General features: G+C 42.8%; 17 protein-coding genes, 1 other RNA gene and 1 other annotated feature. Of the genes, 16 read left to right on the forward strand and 2 right to left on the reverse strand.

All coding sequences use genetic code 11. The annotated features are described in order from the left end of the window. Positions 1 to 14: 14 nt before the first annotated feature. The 6 genes from BA70_RS09680 (at position 15) to dtd (ending at position 6718) form a co-directional block, all read left to right on the forward strand. Positions 15 to 503 carry a cation:proton antiporter regulatory subunit gene (locus BA70_RS09680; RefSeq protein WP_034321330.1) on the forward strand — a complete coding sequence of 163 codons (489 nt, stop codon included), beginning with the start codon at positions 15 to 17 and terminating at the stop codon, positions 501 to 503. A gap of 101 nt (positions 504 to 604) precedes the next feature. Next, positions 605 to 961: a LapA family protein gene (locus BA70_RS09685; RefSeq protein WP_034321333.1), complete on the forward strand. Its 357-nt coding sequence runs from the start codon at positions 605 to 607 to the stop codon at positions 959 to 961. An 81-nt stretch (positions 962 to 1042) separates the two neighbouring features. Further along, positions 1043 to 3367, forward strand: coding sequence for a single-stranded-DNA-specific exonuclease RecJ (gene recJ, locus BA70_RS09690; RefSeq protein WP_034321335.1), 2325 nt, complete (start codon positions 1043 to 1045; stop codon positions 3365 to 3367). A gap of 23 nt (positions 3368 to 3390) precedes the next feature. Beyond that, positions 3391 to 3903, forward strand: a complete 513-nt coding sequence (locus BA70_RS09695) for an adenine phosphoribosyltransferase (RefSeq protein WP_034321337.1) — start codon at positions 3391 to 3393, stop codon at positions 3901 to 3903. 142 nt (positions 3904 to 4045) lie between these two features. Next, positions 4046 to 6256 carry a RelA/SpoT family protein gene (locus BA70_RS09700; protein ID WP_034321339.1) on the forward strand — a complete coding sequence of 737 codons (2211 nt, stop codon included), beginning with the start codon at positions 4046 to 4048 and terminating at the stop codon, positions 6254 to 6256. Between the two features lie 18 nt (positions 6257 to 6274). After that, positions 6275 to 6718: a D-aminoacyl-tRNA deacylase gene (gene dtd, locus BA70_RS09705; RefSeq protein ID WP_034321342.1), complete on the forward strand. Its 444-nt coding sequence runs from the start codon at positions 6275 to 6277 to the stop codon at positions 6716 to 6718. 92 nt (positions 6719 to 6810) lie between these two features. Here the strand turns inward: dtd and BA70_RS09710 are convergent, their stop codons facing one another. Then, complete coding sequence (locus tag BA70_RS09710; RefSeq protein ID WP_476727062.1) at positions 6811 to 8367, reverse strand: N-acetylmuramoyl-L-alanine amidase family protein; 1557 nt, start codon at positions 8365 to 8367, stop codon at positions 6811 to 6813. Between the two features lie 161 nt (positions 8368 to 8528). Between BA70_RS09710 and BA70_RS20170 the strand changes: the two genes are divergently transcribed. The 5 genes from BA70_RS20170 (at position 8529) to BA70_RS09725 (ending at position 13258) form a co-directional block, all read left to right on the forward strand. Then, on the forward strand, positions 8529 to 8699 hold the full coding sequence (locus BA70_RS20170; RefSeq protein WP_003216250.1) for a YrzK family protein: 171 nt from the start codon (positions 8529 to 8531) through the stop codon (positions 8697 to 8699). 58 nt (positions 8700 to 8757) lie between these two features. Next, positions 8758 to 8997, forward strand: a binding site (T-box leader). Between the two features lie 74 nt (positions 8998 to 9071). Beyond that, positions 9072 to 10346 (forward strand): histidine--tRNA ligase, encoded by a 1275-nt coding sequence (gene hisS / locus BA70_RS09715; RefSeq protein WP_034321347.1) that lies wholly within the window; start codon positions 9072 to 9074, stop codon positions 10344 to 10346. Between the two features lie 18 nt (positions 10347 to 10364). Next, entirely contained in the window at positions 10365 to 12143 is a 1779-nt protein-coding gene (gene aspS / locus BA70_RS09720) for an aspartate--tRNA ligase (protein ID WP_149865357.1), read from the forward strand. 77 nt (positions 12144 to 12220) lie between these two features. Beyond that, a non-coding RNA gene (gene ssrS, locus BA70_RS19470) (6S RNA) lies at positions 12221 to 12401 on the forward strand. Between the two features lie 92 nt (positions 12402 to 12493). Continuing rightward, complete coding sequence (locus BA70_RS09725; protein WP_034321354.1) at positions 12494 to 13258, forward strand: tRNA threonylcarbamoyladenosine dehydratase; 765 nt, start codon at positions 12494 to 12496, stop codon at positions 13256 to 13258. A gap of 30 nt (positions 13259 to 13288) precedes the next feature. Here BA70_RS09725 and BA70_RS09730 read toward each other — a convergent pair whose 3' ends face one another. Beyond that, complete coding sequence (locus BA70_RS09730) at positions 13289 to 14554, reverse strand: replication-associated recombination protein A (RefSeq protein ID WP_034321356.1); 1266 nt, start codon at positions 14552 to 14554, stop codon at positions 13289 to 13291. 207 nt (positions 14555 to 14761) lie between these two features. Here BA70_RS09730 and cymR point away from each other — a divergent pair, with 207 nt between their 5' ends. The 5 genes from cymR to recD2 all read left to right on the forward strand — a co-directional run bounded on the left by cymR (position 14762) and on the right by recD2 (position 20677). Then, positions 14762 to 15181, forward strand: a complete 420-nt coding sequence (gene cymR / locus BA70_RS09735) for a cysteine metabolism transcriptional regulator CymR (RefSeq protein WP_034321357.1) — start codon at positions 14762 to 14764, stop codon at positions 15179 to 15181. A gap of 18 nt (positions 15182 to 15199) precedes the next feature. After that, positions 15200 to 16342 (forward strand): cysteine desulfurase family protein, encoded by a 1143-nt coding sequence (locus tag BA70_RS09740; RefSeq protein ID WP_034321360.1) that lies wholly within the window; start codon positions 15200 to 15202, stop codon positions 16340 to 16342. A gap of 95 nt (positions 16343 to 16437) precedes the next feature. Further along, positions 16438 to 17556 (forward strand): tRNA 2-thiouridine(34) synthase MnmA, encoded by a 1119-nt coding sequence (mnmA, locus tag BA70_RS09745; RefSeq protein ID WP_034321363.1) that lies wholly within the window; start codon positions 16438 to 16440, stop codon positions 17554 to 17556. Positions 17557 to 17619: 63 nt separating this feature from the next. Then, positions 17620 to 18273 carry a tetratricopeptide repeat protein gene (locus BA70_RS09750; protein WP_034321366.1) on the forward strand — a complete coding sequence of 218 codons (654 nt, stop codon included), beginning with the start codon at positions 17620 to 17622 and terminating at the stop codon, positions 18271 to 18273. A gap of 19 nt (positions 18274 to 18292) precedes the next feature. Then, positions 18293 to 20677 (forward strand): SF1B family DNA helicase RecD2, encoded by a 2385-nt coding sequence (gene recD2 / locus BA70_RS09755; protein ID WP_034321368.1) that lies wholly within the window; start codon positions 18293 to 18295, stop codon positions 20675 to 20677. Position 20678 lies beyond the last annotated feature (1 nt).

A 20678-nucleotide genomic window follows, 5' to 3' on the forward strand; every position in this document is an offset into this window, starting at 1 on the left:
TTGGAGGGGCTGTTATGAAGGTTCGGGAAACTGAACTGCCAGGTATCGGTCACAAAGCCGAAATGATCACAAGAAATAATGAGAAGCTTGCCATCATTACACATGATGACGGCAGAAGAGAAATGTATCATTTTCAAGAGGACGACCATGAAGAATGTATTTCTGGCATCTTGCTAAACGATGAAGAAGCAAGACAAATCGCGGCTATTTTGGGCGGCATGGTATATAAGCCAAAAGCGCTAGAAACAGTTGAGGTAGCAATTGATGAACTGATGATTGAATGGTTTAAGATTGAAAAGAACGCACCAGCTGTTCAGCAGACAATCGGAGACCTCAATGTTCGCCAAAATGATCAAGTAACAGTCATCGCCATTGTGAGAAAGTCACATGAGAAGATTTTAAATCCAGGGCCAGATACGGTCATTGAAGAAGGGGACACCCTTGTCATATCTGGAGAAAGAAAAGAATTAAAGAACTTTATTAAAGAAAAACTCAGCAGCTAATCGTGCCCGTGCTGATAGATTTTCTCCCGCTATTTTCTTTCTGTGTTTAAGAAGGACAAGAAAGAGGGAAGAATAAAAGAAAAAGCTTGGGGGATATGTAGATGAACAAACAACAATGGACCATCATACTCGCATTTATTTTCGTATTAATTGTCTCAGTATTTGCCGTGATCAATGTGCGGCCTGTGCAAGTAGACTACTTATTTGGAACGGCTGAATGGCCATTGATCCTTGTCATTATTGGATCTGTTCTCATGGGCGGACTGATTGTGGCGTTTGCGGGAATTTTCCAAATCGTGAAACTGAAACGAGAACTAAAGGCATTAAAAGCTGAGCGTGCAGCCGTTACGCCTACACCTAGTGTTTCTACTAAAAAGGTAGGCAAAGACGTTCAAAAGAAATCGAATCTCACGCCTTTAAAAGAACAGCCAGCGTCTTTTGACCGGAAGGAAAAATAATCTTCCAGCACAATTTCATAAAATAAAAATTGAAACCCCTCAGGCCACTCTAGTATAATAGTGTGGTTGAGGGGTGAATTTATGTTATTATCCAAAATGCGCTGGGAATATGAACATCCAAGCGAAGAAAAAGTGAAATCACTCTCTGAAAATCTGAATATTTCAGCGCTGACTGCATCACTTCTTATAAAAAGAGGACTTGAAGAAGTAGAAGAAGCGAGGTCTTTTTTATTTGATCAAAAAGCTGAATTTCATGATCCATTCTTATTAAAGGGAATGAAAGAAGCAGTAGAGCGCATCAACAAAGCGATCGAAGAACAGGAATCGATTGTGATCTTCGGAGATTATGATGCGGATGGTGTGACAAGTACCTCTGTGCTTTTACATACATTAAAAGAGCGATCTGCAAAGGTAGACTTTTATATTCCAGATCGATTTAAAGAAGGCTATGGGCCTAACGAACAGGCTTTTCGATATATCAAAGAGCAAGGAGCATCGCTTGTCATCACAGTCGATACAGGCATTGCTGCTGTGAATGAAGCACGTATTGCAAAAGAAATAGGATTAGACCTGATCATCACAGATCACCATGAACCAGGTGATGAGCTGCCTGAGGCGCTTGCGATTGTCCATCCAAAGCAGCCGGGCTGTGAGTATCCATTTAAAGAACTCGCCGGTGTTGGTGTTGCGTTTAAGGTAGCGCATGCACTGCTTGGTAAACTGCCAGTTCAGCTATTAGATCTTGCTGCAATTGGTACAATCGCGGATCTCGTCCCGCTCCATGATGAAAATAGATGGCTCGCCAAAAAAGGGCTCATGCAGCTACGCCAGTCTAAAAGACCGGGGCTAAAAGCGTTAATGAAAGAAGCTGGAGCCACTCTCGAAGAAGCAAACGAGGAAACGGTCGGCTTTCAAATTGCTCCAAGGCTGAATGCTGTAGGGCGAATTGAGCAGGCAGATCCGGCTGTTCATCTTCTGATGACAGAGGATATGGAGGAAGCAGAAGAGCTCGCTCGTTTTGTACAAGAACTCAACAAAGAACGACAAAAAATCGTAAGTACAATCACGGAAGAAGCCATTCAAATGGTCGAAGAGATGGACGTTGACCAGTCTGCGATCGTTGTCGCCAAGGCTGGCTGGAACCCAGGCGTTGTCGGAATTGTTGCCTCTAAATTGACGGATACATTTTCTCGTCCGGCAATTGTGCTGGGGATAGATGAAGACACGCAAATGGCAAAAGGATCCGCACGGAGTATTCCAGGCTTTGATCTGTTTTTCCATTTGAGCAAATGCCGCGACATCCTGCCGCATTTCGGCGGGCACCCTATGGCAGCAGGTATGACACTTAAAGCGGATGATGTTCCTTTACTAAGGGAAAGATTGAATCAATATGCAAATGAAACGTTGACAGAAGAAGATTTTATTCCGATTCAACGGGTCGATGCAGTGTGCAAAGTAGACGAAATTACGGTTCAAGCGATTGAGGAAGTGGGGATGCTGTCACCATTTGGCATGCACAATCCTAAGCCGTTCATTATGATTGAAGATGCCAAGCTCGAAGACATCCGAACGATTGGGGCAAATCATCATCACATTAAAATGTCTCTAAAAGATGAAGACAAGTTACTCGACTGTGTCGGTTTTCACCAAGGTAAATTAAAAGAAGAGGTCGTCCCGGGAAGCCGCATTTCCGTGATTGGTGAGATGTCAATTAATGAATGGAATAACCGGAAGAAGCCTCAGCTCATGCTAAAAGATGCCCGGGTAGATGAATGGCAGCTGTTTGATTTACGCGGGAAAAAGGATTGGGAAAAGAAAGTTTCGACGCTTGATCCAGAAAAATATCTTGTTTTCTGTTTCGATGAAGAAACAAAAGATGAAGTGAATATCCCGGTTCATTATGTACATGCAGAAAATATTTCAACGTTTGATGTACAAGATAAGTATGTGGTTTTTGCAGATGTTCCTGCAGATGAGCACTTGCTTAAGCTGCTTTTAGAAAATCAAAAACCAGCCAGAATTTATACGGTCTTTCAAAGAAAAGAAGATCACTTTATGTCTTCTTTCCCTAGTCGTGACCAATTCAAATGGTTTTATGGGTTCTTGTTAAAACAGGGAAGTTTTCCTCTCAAAGAACGAGGGATGGAGCTTGCCAAGCATAGAGGTTGGACAAAAGATACAATCATTTTTATGACAAAGGTGTTTTTTGAACTCGGTTTTGTTAAAATAGAGGATGGTGTGCTGTCAATAGTAGTTGATGCCCCTAAAAAAGATTTAACCGCATCAGCGTCCTATACAGCAAAACAACGATTGATGGAACTCGATCAAACACTAACATATTCCTCAGCCAAAGAGCTGAAGGAATGGCTGAACAGCATGATGAGCGAAGTCTCACCGGTGCTTTGACGTACGAGGAGGAAAAGGAAAAGATGGATTTAAAACAATATGTGACAGTTGTACCTGACTACCCAAAGGAAGGTGTACAATTTAAAGATATTACAACGTTAATGGATAAAGGCGAAGTGTACCGTTATGCAACGGATCAAATTGTTGAATACGCGAAGGAAAGAGACATTGATCTCATTGTTGGACCTGAAGCGCGTGGATTCATTATTGGCTGTCCTGTAGCATACGCGCTTGGTATAGGATTTGCACCGGTTCGTAAAGAAGGGAAGCTTCCTCGTGAAGTCATTAAAGTCGATTACGGCTTAGAATACGGTAAAGATGTATTAACGATTCATAAAGATGCGATTCGTCCTGGTCAGCGTGTACTGATTACAGATGACTTACTTGCGACTGGTGGAACGATTGAAGCGTCCATTAAGCTTGTAGAGGAATTAGGCGGCGTTGTGGCAGGGATTGCATTCTTAATTGAGCTGACGTATCTTGATGGCAGAAAGAAGCTTGACGGTTACGATATCTTAACGTTAATGCAATACTAATGGAGTTTTAAGAAAAAAGCACTCAGTAAGAAGGGTGCTTTTTTCCTATCAAAAACCTTTTAGCGGACTTCTTCTCTTTACATCTATCGATTTTTTCTTGATAATAAACTACAATACAGTTTTCATTTAAAAAGGTGATTCCATGGCGAACGAACAAGTTTTAACGGCGCAGCAGGTCATTGATAAGGCAAGAGAATACCTGTCCGCTGAACATATTCAATTTATAGAGCGAGCATATGAATATGCTGAGAATGCACACAAGGAGCAATACCGGAAATCTGGTGAGCCCTATATTATCCATCCAATTCAAGTGGCGGGTATTCTTGTGGACCTTGAAATGGACCCATCGACCATTGCGGGCGGCTTCCTGCACGATGTCGTCGAGGATACAGATGTGACATTACAGGATTTGCAAGAGCATTTTAACGAAGAAGTGGCGATGCTTGTTGATGGTGTAACAAAGCTCGGTAAGATTAAGTATAAATCACAAGAAGAACAGCAGGCCGAAAACCACCGAAAAATGTTCGTGGCAATGGCGCAGGATATTCGCGTGATCTTGATTAAGCTGGCAGACCGTCTTCACAATATGAGAACGCTCAAACACCTCCCACAGGAAAAGCAGCGAAGAATTTCAAATGAAACACTTGAAATCTTTGCACCGCTTGCGCACAGATTAGGGATTTCAAAGATTAAGTGGGAGCTTGAAGATACAGCACTCCGCTATTTAAATCCGCAGCAATATTACCGGATTGTGAATCTTATGAAGCGAAAAAGAGCTGAACGTGAGGAATACTTGGACGAGGTTGTCAATGAAGTAAAAGACCGCGTGTCTGAAGTGAACATCAAGGCTGAATTTTCCGGCAGACCAAAACATATCTATAGTATTTATCGCAAAATGGTCATGCAAAATAAGCAGTTTAATGAAATTTATGATTTGCTGGCAGTTCGTATTTTGGTCGACAGTATTAAAGACTGCTATGCAGTTCTCGGTATTATTCATACATGCTGGAAGCCGATGCCAGGGAGATTTAAGGACTATATTGCGATGCCAAAGCCGAACATGTACCAATCCCTTCATACAACCGTGATTGGTCCAAAAGGTGATCCGCTTGAAGTCCAGATCCGGACATTTGAAATGCATGAAATTGCAGAATACGGGATTGCGGCACACTGGGCATACAAAGAAGGAAAAGAGTCAGCAGAATCAACGGAAGAAGCTGTATTCCAAAAGAAGCTGTCTTGGTTTAGAGAAATTCTTGAGTTCCAAAATGAATCCACAGATGCAGAAGAATTTATGGAATCGTTAAAGATCGATCTCTTTTCTGATATGGTGTTTGTATTTACACCGAAAGGAGACGTGATTGAACTGCCGTCTGGTTCAGTTCCAATTGACTTCTCTTACCGAATTCACTCGGAGATTGGGAATAAAACAATTGGCGCCAAAGTCAACGGCAAGATGGTCACGCTTGATCATAAACTGAAAACAGGTGACATTATTGAAATTCTGACATCAAAGCATAGCTATGGACCAAGTCAGGATTGGGTCAAACTTGCCCAAACCTCCCAAGCGAAGCACAAGATCAGACAGTTTTTCAAAAAGCAGCGCCGTGAAGAAAATGTCGAAAAAGGCCGAGAGCTCATTGAAAAAGAAATCAAAAACCTTGAGTTTGATGTCAAAGAGATTCTCACAGCTGAAAACCTGCAAAAAGTAGCCGATAAATTTAATTTTTCAAACGAAGAGGACATGTATGCGGCCGTTGGATATAACGGTATTACTGCACTTCAGGTAGCGAATCGTTTAACAGAAAAAGAAAGAAAACAAAGAGATCAAGAAGAACAAGAGAAAACCGTCCAAGAAGTGACGGTGGAGTCAAAGCCGTATCACGGGAAAAAACGTGAAGCCGGCGTAAGAGTCAAGGGGATTGATAACCTGCTTGTTCGTTTATCGAAGTGCTGTAATCCTGTTCCAGGTGATAGCATTGTTGGTTTTATTACAAAAGGCCGAGGTGTATCTGTTCACCGTGAGGACTGTCCGAACGTGAAGACAGGGGAAGCGCAAGAACGGTTAATTCCGGTAGAGTGGGAGCATGAACAGCCTGCTCGAAACCGTAAAGAATACAATGTGGAAATCGAGATATTAGGATATGATAGACGCGGCTTACTCAATGAGGTGCTTCAAGCAGTCAATGAGACGAAAACAAACATTTCCTCTGTTTCTGGAAAGTCTGATCGTAACAAAGTGGCGACGATTCATATGGCGATCTTTATCCAAAATATCAATCATTTGCATAAAGTAGTGGAACGTATCAAACAAATCAAAGACATTTACTCTGTTCGCCGATTTATGAATTAGAAAGGAAGTATATCGTCTATGAGGCTTGTTGTGCAGCGTGTGACGAGCGCATCTGTGAAGGTAGAAGATGAGATCACAGGTGCCATCAATGAAGGATATATGGTGCTCGTTGGTGTCACACATGAAGATACAGAAGAAGATGTGCTGTACTTAGCTGAAAAGCTTGCACATTTACGTATTTTTGAAGATGAAAACGGGAAAATGAATCGTTCATTATTGGATGTAAAAGGAAGCGTTCTGTCTGTGTCTCAATTTACCCTTTATGGTGATACGAGAAAGGGAAGACGGCCGAATTTTATGAAAGCCGCCAAGCCGGACGTGGCAAACTCACTTTACGAATGCTTCAATGAAACCCTTAGAGAAAAAGGCATCCATGTAGAAACTGGCCGTTTTGGGGCGATGATGGACGTGTCATTGACCAATTCAGGGCCTGTCACCATCTGGATGGATAGCAAAGAATAGACTTGCCCTAGACTGTAGATAAACTCATGCGTGAGTTTGTTTAGAGTCTTTTTCTTTTGGCATAAAAAAGAGGCACAGAGGCCTCTTTTTTACTAACGGAAATATTGTTTTAATCCTTCTGTCATTCCTTCTGTGACTCGTTCTTGGTAAGAGGCGCTATAAATGATCGCTTCCTCCTGAGGATTGCTTAAATAGCCGAGTTCATATAAAAGGGAAGGGCGTTTATTTTCTCTTAAAACAAAATAATCTCCGAATTTGACACCCTTATCTGGAATTTGTGATCGCTTTGCGACTTCAGTATGAACGCTTGTCGCCAGATTTTGATCCTTCGATGCTTGATAATAATACGCTGTACTTCCTCTGACACTTGGATCCATAAAACTATCATAATGAAGACTAATGAAAGCATCTGCATTGCGGTAATGAGATGTTGCAACCCTCGATTGAAGGCTGATAAAGGTATCATCACTTCTTGTTAAATAGACATTTGCACCAGAAGCCCTTAGTTTGCCTGCCAGTAAATTGGCGGTTTTAATGGTGATATTCTTTTCAAAGGCACCATCTGCGCCAATCGTGCCGCTGTCTTTTCCGCCATGACCAGGATCAAGAACAATCGTTTTTCCTTTTAACGACCCAGTTCCAGACGATGAATCCTGCTGAGGTCTTGGCGCTTCGCTGCTATTTTTCTTCGTTTGAACGACCCAGCTCGCTACATATCCTGTTCCACCATTTGATAGTGTCACTTCATACCAGTCACCTTGCGTTCGAACAATTTGATAAGCAGCTCCTTTTGTTGCTCTTTCTGCAATACCAGCAGAGGTAGAAGCGCTTTTTCTAATATTCGTTCCATCATAAACGATGTACGCTTTCTGATGAGATGACGAAGAGGATGAATTCTTTTCAGGTGCTGAACTTGTTCCTTGGCTTGAAACAATATAATAACTTGCAACCCAGCCTTTAACGCCTTTTGCTTCGATTTCATACCAGCCATTTTGCTCCCGTAAAATGGTGACTTGAGTGTTACGGGAAAGTGAAGCGGCCACTTGTGCGTTTGGTGCCGCCGATTTTCGAACATTCAAGCTTGAAACGCCAACTGTGCCGGACTGTTTAGAACGAGCGGGCTCAGCTGAACTGGATGAAGAAGCGTTTTGTCCGCCGGAAATATAATCAGAGTGGACCCAGCCTTCCGCTTGTTTGTACGATATTTTTGTCCATTCGCCGCTTGTGTCCAGCTTTTTGGCGGAAGCGCCCTGCGGGAAAGTGCCAATGACTTGATAGGAAGTCCCTGGGCCTGTCCGAATGCGAAGGTCGGAGGCTGTTGACGTAATCGAACTGCTTCCTTGCGTACTTTGACCTTGCGTCTTTTGCTTAGCAGGCTTTTGTGCATCAGATGACTTGGTAATCAGCCATGAAACGACCCAGCCTTTTTGTCCGTTCGACAGCCCGATCTGCACCCATTCTCCTTGTTCAGTGAGAATGGGATAGCTTTCCCCGCGTTTCACAACAGCTGCGATCCCATAGCTTAAACCAGGACCCGACCTCACATTGATTTCATCTGTTGCAACCACAGCTTGATCTGTTTGAGCAGTAGCATGTGTCATAGGCCAAGTACTGGCGATGAGAACAAAACAAGTGAGCAGCATCATCATTTGATTGTGTTTTTTCAGATTCAAAACGGTGTTTTCCCCTCCCTTGTAAAACCGATGAATGTTAATTCGTTATGTAATGGACTAATTCCTTGCAGTTTCCCTAATAAAAATGAATCAATCTGTTTATACTAGATAAAAATGTGATAAAAGGATGTACAAACATGAGATTAAGCAGAAAATTAGGACGAGTGCAATATAATGGACATCGTGATATTGATCGCTGGCAGCACGACGAAATGGATCAACCAGGCTTCCTTGAAGAGACCGCATCTGAATACGGATGTACGTCAAAAGAAGAGCTGGAAAAGAAAAAGAGGCACGGCAAGGGTTGACAGAGTGGCAGCACCGACCTTATTATAATATAAATCAACACACTTGAAAATTTAAAATGTGGAACTGATGATAGAGAATAGTAGGATAAATTGCGTGAGCAGAGAGGAATCGCCTTAGGCTGAAAGCGAATCCGCATGGCATTTATCACGAAAGAACACTCTGTAGGTTTCCTGCTGAACGCTCTAAAAATGAGTCATTAGGCGGAGAACGTGAATCTGCGTTAAGGATTTGAGCGGGAACATGGCTAGATCATGTTTCAACTAGGGTGGCACCACGGGTATAACTCTCGTCCCTACTATACACATAGTAGAGGGCGGGGGTTTTTTATATGTCCACATAAAAAATGAATGATGGTCGTAGGAGGACGAAAAATGAGTTTTAATATTCCAAGAGGCACACAGGATATTTTACCTGGAGAGTCAGAACGCTGGCAGTACGTTGAACAAATTGCGAGAGATACATGTGCAGCCTTTCAATACAAAGAAATTCGCACACCGATTTTTGAGCATACGGAGCTGTTTGCACGAGGAGTAGGCGAATCAACCGATATCGTTCAAAAAGAGATGTACACATTTGAAGACAAAAAAGGACGCAGCATCACACTTCGTCCAGAGGGAACGGCTTCAACAGTACGTTCTTATGTTGAAAATAAACTATTTGCACAGCCGGCGCAGCCAACAAAGCTGTATTACATTGGACCAATGTTCCGCTATGAGCGGCCGCAAACGGGAAGATATCGTCAATTTTATCAATTTGGGATTGAAGCGATCGGTTCAAAGGATCCTGCCATTGATGCAGAAGTCATTTCACTTGCAATGAGTGTCTATGAGAAAGCAGGTCTTTCTAACTTAAAGCTTGTTATTAACAGCCTTGGTGACAAAGAGAGCCGAGCAGATTACCGCAAAGCACTTGTCGAGCACTTTGAGCCAAGAATTGATGAATTCTGTCATGACTGCCAAATTCGTTTACATCAAAATCCATTGCGTATTCTTGATTGTAAAAAGGATCGTGATCATGAGCTGATGGCAACGGCACCATCCATTCAAGATTACTTAAACGAAGAATCACGGACTTATTTTGAAAAAGTTAAACAATATTTAACAGATGTAGGCATTGACTATGTCGTCGATCCGAACTTAGTGCGCGGTCTTGATTATTACAATCACACAGCATTTGAGATCATGAGTAATGCAGAAGGCTTTGGCGCGATTTCAACATTAGCCGGCGGCGGCCGTTATGATGGACTTGTTGAAGGAATTGGCGGTCCTGAATCCCCAGGTATTGGTTTTGCGATGAGTATTGAGCGTTTCCTATCCGCCATTGATGCAGAAAATATTGAGCTGCCGTTACAAGACGGCATTGATCTATACATTGCTGCACTAGGAGATCAAGCGAAAGATTATTCAGTTTCATTATTGAACCGCCTGAGAAAAGAAGGCATTTCAAGTGAAATGGATTATACCGGGAAGAAACTAAAAGCACAATTTAAAGCGGCTGATCGATTAAAAGCCAAATTTATTGCAGTTCTTGGTGAAGATGAACTGGCGCAGCAAATTGTGAATGTGAAAGATACGACAACGGGTGAACAAATTGAAGTGAAGCTTGATGAGCTGATTCAAATGATGAAAGCCCACCAGAAAGCGTAAAGAAGGAGTGGAATGTTTGTGTTTGGTAGAACTTTTTATTGTGGAGAAGTAACAGAAGACCAAATCGGTCAAACCGTTGTATTAAAAGGATGGGTCCAAAAACGACGTGACCTTGGCGGATTAATCTTTATTGATCTGCGTGACCGTACAGGCATTGTACAAGTTGTCTTCAATCCAGACCTATCAAAAGAGGCGCTTGAGACAGCAGAATCGATTCGTAATGAATATGTCCTTGATATTAAAGGAACGGTTGTCGCAAGAGAGGAAGCAACAATCAACCCGAATTTAAAAACTGGTAAAATTGAAATTCAAGTCGACACAGTCACAGTTTTAAACGAAGCGAAGACCCCTCCATTTGTTATTTCAGATCAAGCAGACGAAGTATCAGAAGATGTGCGGTTAAAATACCGTTACCTAGATCTTCGCCGTCCTGCAATGTTTGAAACGATGAAAATGCGACATGAAGTAACAAAAGCATTCCGCCATTTCTTAGATGACAACGGCTTTCTAGATATTGAAACACCCATTTTAACGAAGAGTACGCCAGAGGGTGCACGTGACTATCTTGTTCCAAGCCGTGTACACGAAGGAGAGTTCTATGCATTGCCTCAGTCTCCGCAATTATTTAAACAATTGCTGATGGTCTCAGGGATGGATCGTTATTATCAAATTGCTCGCTGCTTTAGAGATGAAGACTTGCGTGCTGACCGTCAGCCGGAATTCACACAAGTCGATATTGAAATGTCCTTTATGAGTCAAGAGGACATCATGACGCTTGCTGAAGAGATGATGGCAAAGGTTATGAAAGATGTCAAAGGCGTAGAGCTTACATTGCCATTACCACGTATGACGTACGATGAAGCAATGAATTCTTATGGATCTGATAAGCCAGATACGCGTTTTGAAATGAAGCTTGTGAACATTTCAGACACGGTAAAAGACTCAGATTTCAAAGTCTTCAGTGGCGCTGTGAAAAATGGCGGAGCTGTTAAAGCCATTAATGTAAAAGGGGCTGCAGCGAACTACTCAAGAAAAGACATTGATGCACTTGGTGCATTTGCAGCGAACTACGGTGCAAAAGGTCTAGCTTGGCTAAAAGCTGAAGGGACAGAATTAAAAGGGCCGATTGCTAAATTCTTTGATGAAGCAAAGCAAGCAGAATTAAAGGATCAGCTGCAAGTGGAAGAAGGCGACCTTTTACTCTTTGTTGCGGATAAGACATCTGTTGTTCATGATGCGCTTGGAGCACTTCGCCTGAAACTTGGGAAAGAGCTTGGACTCATTGATGAGTCTCTATTCAATTTCTTGTGGGTGGTTGACTGGCCGCTGCTTGAAAAAGATGAAGAAGAAGGCCGCTTCTATGCTGCCCACCATCCTTTCACAATGCCAGTACGTGATGACCTTGAACTCATTGAAATAAGTCCAGAAGACATGAAGGCGCAGGCTTACGATCTTGTGCTCAATGGCTATGAGCTAGGCGGAGGTTCTATTCGTATTTTCGAAAAGGACATTCAAGAAAAAATGTTTGGTTTACTTGGCTTTTCGAAAGAAGAAGCTTATGATCAGTTCGGATTCCTTCTAGATGCGTTTGAGCATGGTGTTCCTCCGCATGGCGGAATCGCGCTTGGTCTTGACCGCTTAGTGATGCTGCTTGCCGGCCGCTCTAACCTAAGAGATACCATTGCGTTCCCGAAAACGGCAAGTGCCAGCTGCGTTCTCACAGATGCTCCTGGTCGTGTAAGCGAAGCGCAGCTTGATGAGCTGAGTTTAGCCATTAAAACAAAAGTAAAACAGTAAAATAGGCGCATGTTTATAGGCATGTAAACGCTTGAAAAAGGAACATGCCTATGATATGCTTTCATCAATCAATAAATAAAGTCCTGATACGTACGGTGGTTACCTAGTTTTGACCGAACATTTTTTTATACGGGAGCTTGCCTTTCCTTTCTGCATAAATGCCTCATTAGAGGACTTATAAAGAGAGGAAGAAAGCACCCACCTGCTTGGTGCGGGGTTCAAAACGAAGGAAAAGCTGGCGGCGTCATCGGGACTTTTTTGTGTTTTTTTCTTTTGGAGAAGGATGACGGAGAAGTCTGAATATGATATGATTCTTTCGATTCATTTTAAATAAAGGTGGAGTGAGGCACTTGTTACATCAGTTTTCAAGAAACGAGCTTGCCATTGGCAAGGAAGGCTTAGATATATTAAAAAACAGTACAGTTGCAGTGCTTGGAGTGGGCGGCGTTGGTTCATTTGCAGTAGAGGCACTCGCTCGTTCAGGCGTTGGCCGTATTGTTCTTGTTGATAAAGATGATATTGATATTACAAATGTGAATCGCCAGCTTCCGGCATTGCTATCAACGGTTGGTCAGCCAAAGGTTGACTTAATGCAGGCGAGAATCGCTGATATTAACCCAGAATGTGAAGTTGTTGCCTTAAAGATGTTTTATACAGAGGAAACATACGAGCAATTTTTTGAGTATCCACTTGATTATGTCATCGATGCGTCAGACACGATTCATTATAAAATTCATTTGATGAAAGAATGTCTAAAACGCAATGTGAACATCATTTCTAGTATGGGTGCTGCAAACAAAACAGATCCGACACGCTTCAAAATTGATGATATTTCAAAAACACATACAGATCCTATTGCAAAAGTTGTTAGAACACGTCTGCGCAAGGAAGGAATTCGTAAAGGAATTGAAGTCATTTTCTCTGACGAAAGTCCAATTGTCATTCGTGAAGATGTCAGAAAAGAAGTTGGAAATGATGAAGCGAAGATTCGTAAGGCGCAAATGCCGCCATCATCCAATGCGTTCGTCCCGTCTGTTGCCGGGCTGATCATGGGTGGGCATGTCATTATGAAGCTTTTAAAAGATATTCCGATTACACGTGTAAAGGATAAATAAAAAGCCTCCTGCTGATTGCAGGGGCTTTTTTTATTTTTGTCGTTTTAAATTCTCATAGATCTGCTTCAGTGCACCTTCAAATTTCCCAGTTTGCTTCGGTTCATAATATTGCTTGTTTTTAAGCGGGTCAGGTAAATATTGCTGCTTCACCCAGCCGTTGTCATAATCGTGTGGATATAAATAATCGACGCCTCTCCCAAGTGCTGTTGCCCCTTTATAGTGAGCATCTTTTAAATGAACAGGGATTTCACCGATTTTCCCTGTACGAATGTCATGCAGCGCCGCATCAATCGCTTTATAAGCCGAGTTTGATTTTGGAGAGAGGCATAGCTCGATGACGGCATTGGCCAGCGGAATACGCGCTTCCGGGAAACCGACCCTCTCTGCTGTTTGGACAGCACTTAACACGCGGGGACCTGCCTGTGGACTGGCTAAGCCAATATCCTCGTAAGCCATCACGAGTAATCTTCTTGAAATGCTTTCAAGGTCTCCTGCTTCAATCAGTCTGGCAAGGTAATGCAGCGCCGCATCTGCGTCAGATCCTCTGATGGATTTTTGAAAAGCTGACAGGACATCATAATGAGCATCACCGTTTTTATCATGCGAGAAGCTCTTTTTTTGTAAACATTCTTCTGCTGCGGCAAGGGTGATGAAGATGTGTCCAGTTTCATCTGCTTTTGTCGATAAGACGGCGAGTTCTAGTGCGTTTAAAGCAGAACGTACATCTCCTCCGCATCCACTAGCAAAATGATTCATCGCCTCATCATCGACTGTCACCGAATAGCTGCCAAGCCCGCGATGTTCATCCTGTAATGCCCTTGTTAATGCGGCTTTGATTTGCTCTGTTTCAAGCGGCTTCAGCTCAAATATTTGTGTTCTGCTTCGGATAGCTGGATTGATCGCATGATAGGGGTTGGCCGTGGTGGCGCCAATTAAAATAATCATGCCATTTTCTAAATAAGGAAGAAGGAAATCCTGCTTTCCTTTATCCAGCCTGTGGACTTCGTCTAAAATGAGGATCACCTGGCCGCTCATTTTTGCTTCAGCGGCGACAGCTTCCATATCTTTTTTGTTATGAATGACCGCATTCAATGTCCGAAAAGCAATACTTGTACTTCCAGCTATCGCAGTCGCAATCGATGTTTTGCCGATGCCCGGCGGTCCGTATAAAATCATTGAGGATAAATGTTTCGCCTCGACCATTCTTCTAATAATTTGACCTTCTCCAACGAGATGCTCCTGCCCAATAATGTCTTCAATATGACTTGGGCGCATCCGATACGCTAAAGGTTTCATGATTATCTCTCCTAAAGCAATGTCTTGTTTGTATAGAGTACCGAAATTTCTTCAAATAGAAAAGGGATGCGTCCTCCCCGAGTGCTCATAACCCGCAAATGAAAGTTGGCTGAAAGTATGATATAATTGCTCTTGGTCTATATATCGCGTATATGAAATCAGAAAAATAATTGATGACATAGAATAGAAAACGCAGAGGTGTTTAACTTGAAAATTTCAACTAAAGGCAGATATGGTCTGACGATCATGATCGAATTAGCCAAAAAACATGGCGAAGGCCCTACTTCATTAAAATCAATCGCTCAAAACAATAATTTGTCTGAGCATTATTTAGAGCAGCTTGTATCACCGCTTCGCAATGCCCGTCTTGTGAAAAGTATCCGCGGGGCATATGGGGGCTATGTTCTTGCCCATGAACCTAACGAGATCACAGCCGGTGATATTATTCGTGTATTAGAAGGACCTATTAGTCCTGTCGAAGTCATTGAAAACGAAGAACCAGCAAAGCGTGCACTTTGGATTCGTATTCGTGATGCAGTAAAAGACGTACTGGACAATACAACTCTTGAAGACTTGGCAAGCTATACAGATGACGAGGATCAAGAGGCGTATATGTTCTATATTTAGATCAGAGGTGTACCGGAAATGGAACGAATCTATTTAGATCATGCGGCCACAACGCCTATGGATCAGCGTATTGTGGACAAGATGATGCCTTACTTTACAGAGATATTTGGCAATCCCTCTAGTATTCATTCATATGGGCGCGAGGCAAGAAAGTGGCTCGATGAAGCAAGAGAAGTCATTGCAGGAGAATTACACTGTAAACCGCAGGAGATCATCCTCACAAGTGGAGGAACAGAAGCGGACAACTTAGCTATCACTGGCGTTGCAATGGCAAGGCAGCATGAAGGAAAACATATCATCACAGCGAAAACAGAGCATCATGCGGTGCTGCATACATGTGAACGCTTAGAGAAGCTTGGATTTGAAGTGACTTATCTAGATGTTAATGAAACTGGATTGATTCATCTTGATCAATTAAAACAAACACTCAGAGATGATACGATTCTTGTCACCATCATGTACGGCAATAATGAAACAGGTGTCATTCAGCCGATTAAAGACATTGGCGAACTATTGCATGATCATACTGCTTATTTTCATACTGATGCGGTGCAGGCGTTTGGCACAATACCAATTGATGTAGAAGAACTTCATATTGACCTTTTATCTGCTTCTGGCCATAAGCTAAATGGTCCGATGGGAACAGGCTTTTTATATGTCCATGAACGCGTGAAACTTTCTCCGCAGTTTTTTGGAGGAGAACAAGAAAGAAAACGTCGTGCTGGCACTGAAAATGTGGCGGGAATCGTGGGCCTCGCAGAAGCTGTTCAATTAACAAAGCAAAATAGAAGAGAAAAAGCCATGCATTATGGTAAGCTCAAAGAAGCCATGCTGCAAGTATTCGAAGAGGAATCACTAGATTTCTCTATCAATGGACATCCGAAAGAGACATTGCCGCACATTTTAAATGTTCATTTCCGAGGCGTCTCCATTGAATCGTTACTTGTGAATTTAGATATGGAAGGAATTGCTGTTTCAAGCGGATCTGCATGTACGGCTGGATCTGTCCTTCCTTCGCACGTTTTAAGCGCCATGTATGGTGAAGAAGCAAAAGAACTGACGTCCTCAGTCAGAATAAGCTTCGGGCTTGGAAATGAAGAGGATCATGTGAAGCAGGCGGCGCGCAAAATAGCGGCTGTTGTCAAACGTCTAGCCAAATAAATGCTCCCCTTTTGTTCGTGTGTGAAAAATGAAACAGCCAGGCACCTGAAGAACGAAACGCGTACGTTGTTTCATTGAAATTGGAGTTGATGAAGATGACAAAAAGACCAGAAGACACAAGAGTTGTGGTCGGTATGTCCGGAGGAGTCGATTCATCAGTTGCTGCTCTTATGTTAAAGGAGCAAGGCTATGATGTAATCGGCATATTTATGAAAAACTGGGATGACACAGATGAAAATGGTGTATGTACAGCAACGGAGGACTATGAGGATGTCATTCGCGTTTGTAACCAAATTGGAATCCCTTATTATGCAGTGAATTTCGAGAAGCAATATTGGGACAAAGTGTTTCAATATTTCCTTGATGAATATAAAGCGGGCAGAACGCCAAACCCAGATGTCATGTGTAACAAAGAAATTAAGTTCAAAGCCTTTCTTGAGCATGCATTGTCACTAGGTGCGGATTATTTGGCAACAGGCCACTATGCCCGTGTCGACAGAACTGGCGAGGAAGTCAAAATGCTAAGAGGTCTTGATGCAAACAAAGATCAAACCTATTTCTTAAATCAGCTGACTCAAGAACAACTTGATAAAGTGATGTTCCCAATTGGTGATTTAGAGAAAAAAAGGGTTCGTGAACTAGCGAAAGAAGCAGAGCTCGCAACAGCAACGAAAAAAGATTCAACGGGCATTTGCTTTATTGGGGAAAGAAACTTCAAAACGTTCCTGAGCCAATATTTGCCTGCACAGCCTGGCGCGATGCAGACGATGGACGGAGAAGTAAAAGGTGAACATGATGGACTGATGTATTACACGATCGGTCAGCGCCAAGGACTTGGCATTGGCGGAAGCGGTGATCCTTGGTTTGTTGTTGGGAAGGACTTGGAGCAAAATGTATTGTTTGTTGAACAAGGCTTCCACAACCCTCTTTTATATTCTGAAAGTATTTCAGCCGTTAATATTAGCTGGACTCGTCCTCATATTGTCGGCGAAAACGATGAATTAACATGTACAGCAAAATTCAGATACCGTCAAGAAGATCATCATGTGAAAGTCAAAATGACAGGTGAGCAAGAAGCGATGGTCATCTTTGAAGAACCCGTTCGTGCTGTCACCCCAGGACAAGCGGTTGTCTTTTATGATGGCGACGAATGTCTTGGCGGCGGTACAATTGACGATGTCTTTAAAGACGGTCAAAAGCTGTCGTATGTGTAACATGTTTTAAACAACCTCAACGATCGCTGTTGGGGTTTTTTAATGAAAGGATGATGAGAGCAAATGAACCATAACGAGATCGGCATAGAAGCCTTAAATCAAGGGAACATCGAAAAGGCAGCTGAAGCTTTTACAAAAGCCATCGAAGAAAGCCCAAAGGACCCAGTTCCATATATTAACTTTGCGAACTTACTTTCAAGTATCAATGAATTTGACCGCGCTTTAAACTTCTTTCAAAAAGCGATTGAACTTGATAGCATGGCAGCTGCGGCCTATTATGGAGCAGGAAATGTGTACACATTAAAAGAAGACTTTATGAAAGCGAAAGACTATTTTGAACAAGCACTAAAAGCTGGAATGGAAAATAGTGATTTGTTTTATATGTTAGGACAGACGCTCATCAAATTAGAGCAGCCCAAGCTTGCGATGCCTTACCTACAGCGTGCGGTTGAACTAAATGAAGAAGATAATGAAGCAAGATTTCAATTTGGCATGTGTTTAGCCAATGAACACATGCTGGAAGAAGCGGTAACGACCTTTACCGAAGTGGTCACGCGAGATCCGCAGCATGCAGATGCCTTTTATAATTTGGGGGTTGCGTATGCGTATTTAGAGAAAAAGGACGAAGCGCTTGAGATGCTAGGAAAAGCCATTGACGTGCAGCCCGACCATATGCTTGCACTACATGCGCAAAAGCTGATTCAAGAGGCAGAATAGATGGAAGGTGGGAAGACCTGTGCAGGAACATCCAGATCAAATGAAGCTTGTGGAAGAGCCGTTTTTAAAAGGGACGGTTCAAGCTGTTATTTTCCATAATGAAAGTAATTTATACTCGGTGTTAAAGGTAAAAGTCATTGAAACATCTGAAAACTTAGAGGAAAAAACAGCATCTGTCACAGGCTACTTCCCAGCACTTCATGAAGAGGAAACCTACACCTTTTATGGCAAAGTCACAAGTCATCCGAAATTTGGTGAACAGTTTCAGGCGACTCATTTTCAAAAGGAAGTGCCGACAACGAAGCAAGGAATCATTCATTATCTCTCAAGTGATTTATTTGAAGGGATAGGGAAAAAGACGGCAGAAGAAATAGTGGGGCAGCTCGGCAATCAGACGCTTCATAAAATTATGCGTGACCCGTCTGTTTTGTATGATGTTCCGCGCCTGTCAAAAAAGAAAGCAGATAAGCTGGCTGCAGCGCTTCAGGAGCATCAAGGGCTGGAACAAATTATGATCAGCCTGAATCAATATGGCTTTGGTCCGCAGCTCAGTATGAAGATTTATCAAGTGTACGAGAGTGAAACCTTGCAGAAGATCGAGGAAAATCCCTATCAGCTCGTCAAAGATGTAGAGGGAATCGGATTTATTAAAGCAGATGAGCTCGGTGCTAGAACAGGGATATCAGGAAGTGACCCAGAGCGAATCCGGGCAGCCTTGCTTTATACAGTTGAGACAGCGAGCCTTCAGGACGGTCATACGTACATACAAACGAAAGATCTGATCGTTGAAACCCGTAAGCTGCTCAATCAAACAAGCAACGATTACAAAGTGACTGAAATGGACGTTGCCAATCAGGTAATGGCACTTGGCGAAGGAAAAGAGATGATCATTGAAGATGACCGCTGCTATCACCCGTCCTTATTTTATGCGGAGCAAAGTGTCGCCAAACGTATTCAAAAAATCGTCTCCCAAACGGAATATGCAGATCAATTTCCCGAATCAGAATTCCTTCTTGCACTTGGTGAGCTAGAGGAACGGCTAGGTGTGCAGTATGCTCCGACACAAAAGGAAGCGATTCAAAAGGCACTCATGTCCCCGATGCTGCTCTTAACAGGCGGGCCTGGGACAGGGAAAACAACCGTCATTAAAGGAATTGTCGAGCTCTATAGCGATCTTCACGGTGTATCTCTTGATCCGAGTGATTATAAAAAAGATGAATCTTTTCCATTTGTGCTTGCGGCGCCAACTGGACGGGCGGCTAAACGGATGACAGAATCAACGGGGCTTCCAGCTGTGACAATTCACCGCCTATTAGGCTGGAATGGATCAGAGGGCTTCTCACATGATGATGAACAGCCGATTGAAGGAAAGCTTGTCATCATTGATGAATCGAGTATGCTAGATATTTGGCTTGCGAATCATTTGTTTAAAGCGATCCCTGATCACATTCAAGTCATTATGGTAGGAGATGAACATCAGCTTCCATCTGTCGGACCGGGTCAAGTGTTAAGAGATTTACTTGCCTCACAGGCCGTGCCAGCTGTTACCCTAACAGATATTTACCGGCAGGCAGACGGCTCAACCATTGTTGAACTTGCACATGATATGAAAAATGGCGTGCTGCCAAAAGATATTACCGCACGCTCAAAGGATCGGTCCTTTATTCAATGTTCAGCTGATCAAATGAAAGAAGTCATTGAGAAAGTTGTCAGCAACGCTGCTCAAAAAGGCTATTCAGCAAAAGATATTCAAGTGCTGGCACCCATGTATAAAGGGAAAGCAGGTATCAATGAACTGAATAAAATGCTTCAGCACATTTTGAATCCTAAAAAACCAAAAGGCAGAGAAATCCCGTTTGGTGATGTGGTGTACCGGACGGGAGATAAGGTACTTCAGCTTGTGAATCAGCCGGAGAACAACATTTTTAACGGTGATATTGGCGAAATTGTCTCGATTTTTTATGCGAAAGAAAACACAGAAAAAGAAGACATGGCCGTGATCTCCTTTGATGGGAACGAAATCACCTTTACGAAAAAAGATTTTCATCAATTTACCCATGCCTATTGCTGCTCCATTCACAAATCACAAGGCAGTGAATTTCCCATCGTTGTCCTGCCAGTCGTAAGAAGCTATTACCGAATGCTACGGCGAAATCTGCTTTATACAGCGATCACGCGAAGCAAAAAGTTTTTGATTCTGTGTGGCGAAGAATCAGCGCTGGAGTGGGGCGTGAAAAATAATGAGGATTCCCTTAGACAAACGTCCTTAACGATGCGCTTAGTCCAAACCGAAGAGGTCATGGATGCGGAGCTTGCAGCGCTCCAGAAAGAGCTGCCGTTTAGCGTACATGACGCAAATATTGGCATGGAGGGAATCACCCCGTTTGATTTTATGCAAGAGTAAA

This window comes from Bacillus zhangzhouensis (assembly GCF_000715205.1).
Classification (GTDB): Bacteria; Bacillota; Bacilli; order Bacillales; family Bacillaceae; genus Bacillus; species Bacillus zhangzhouensis.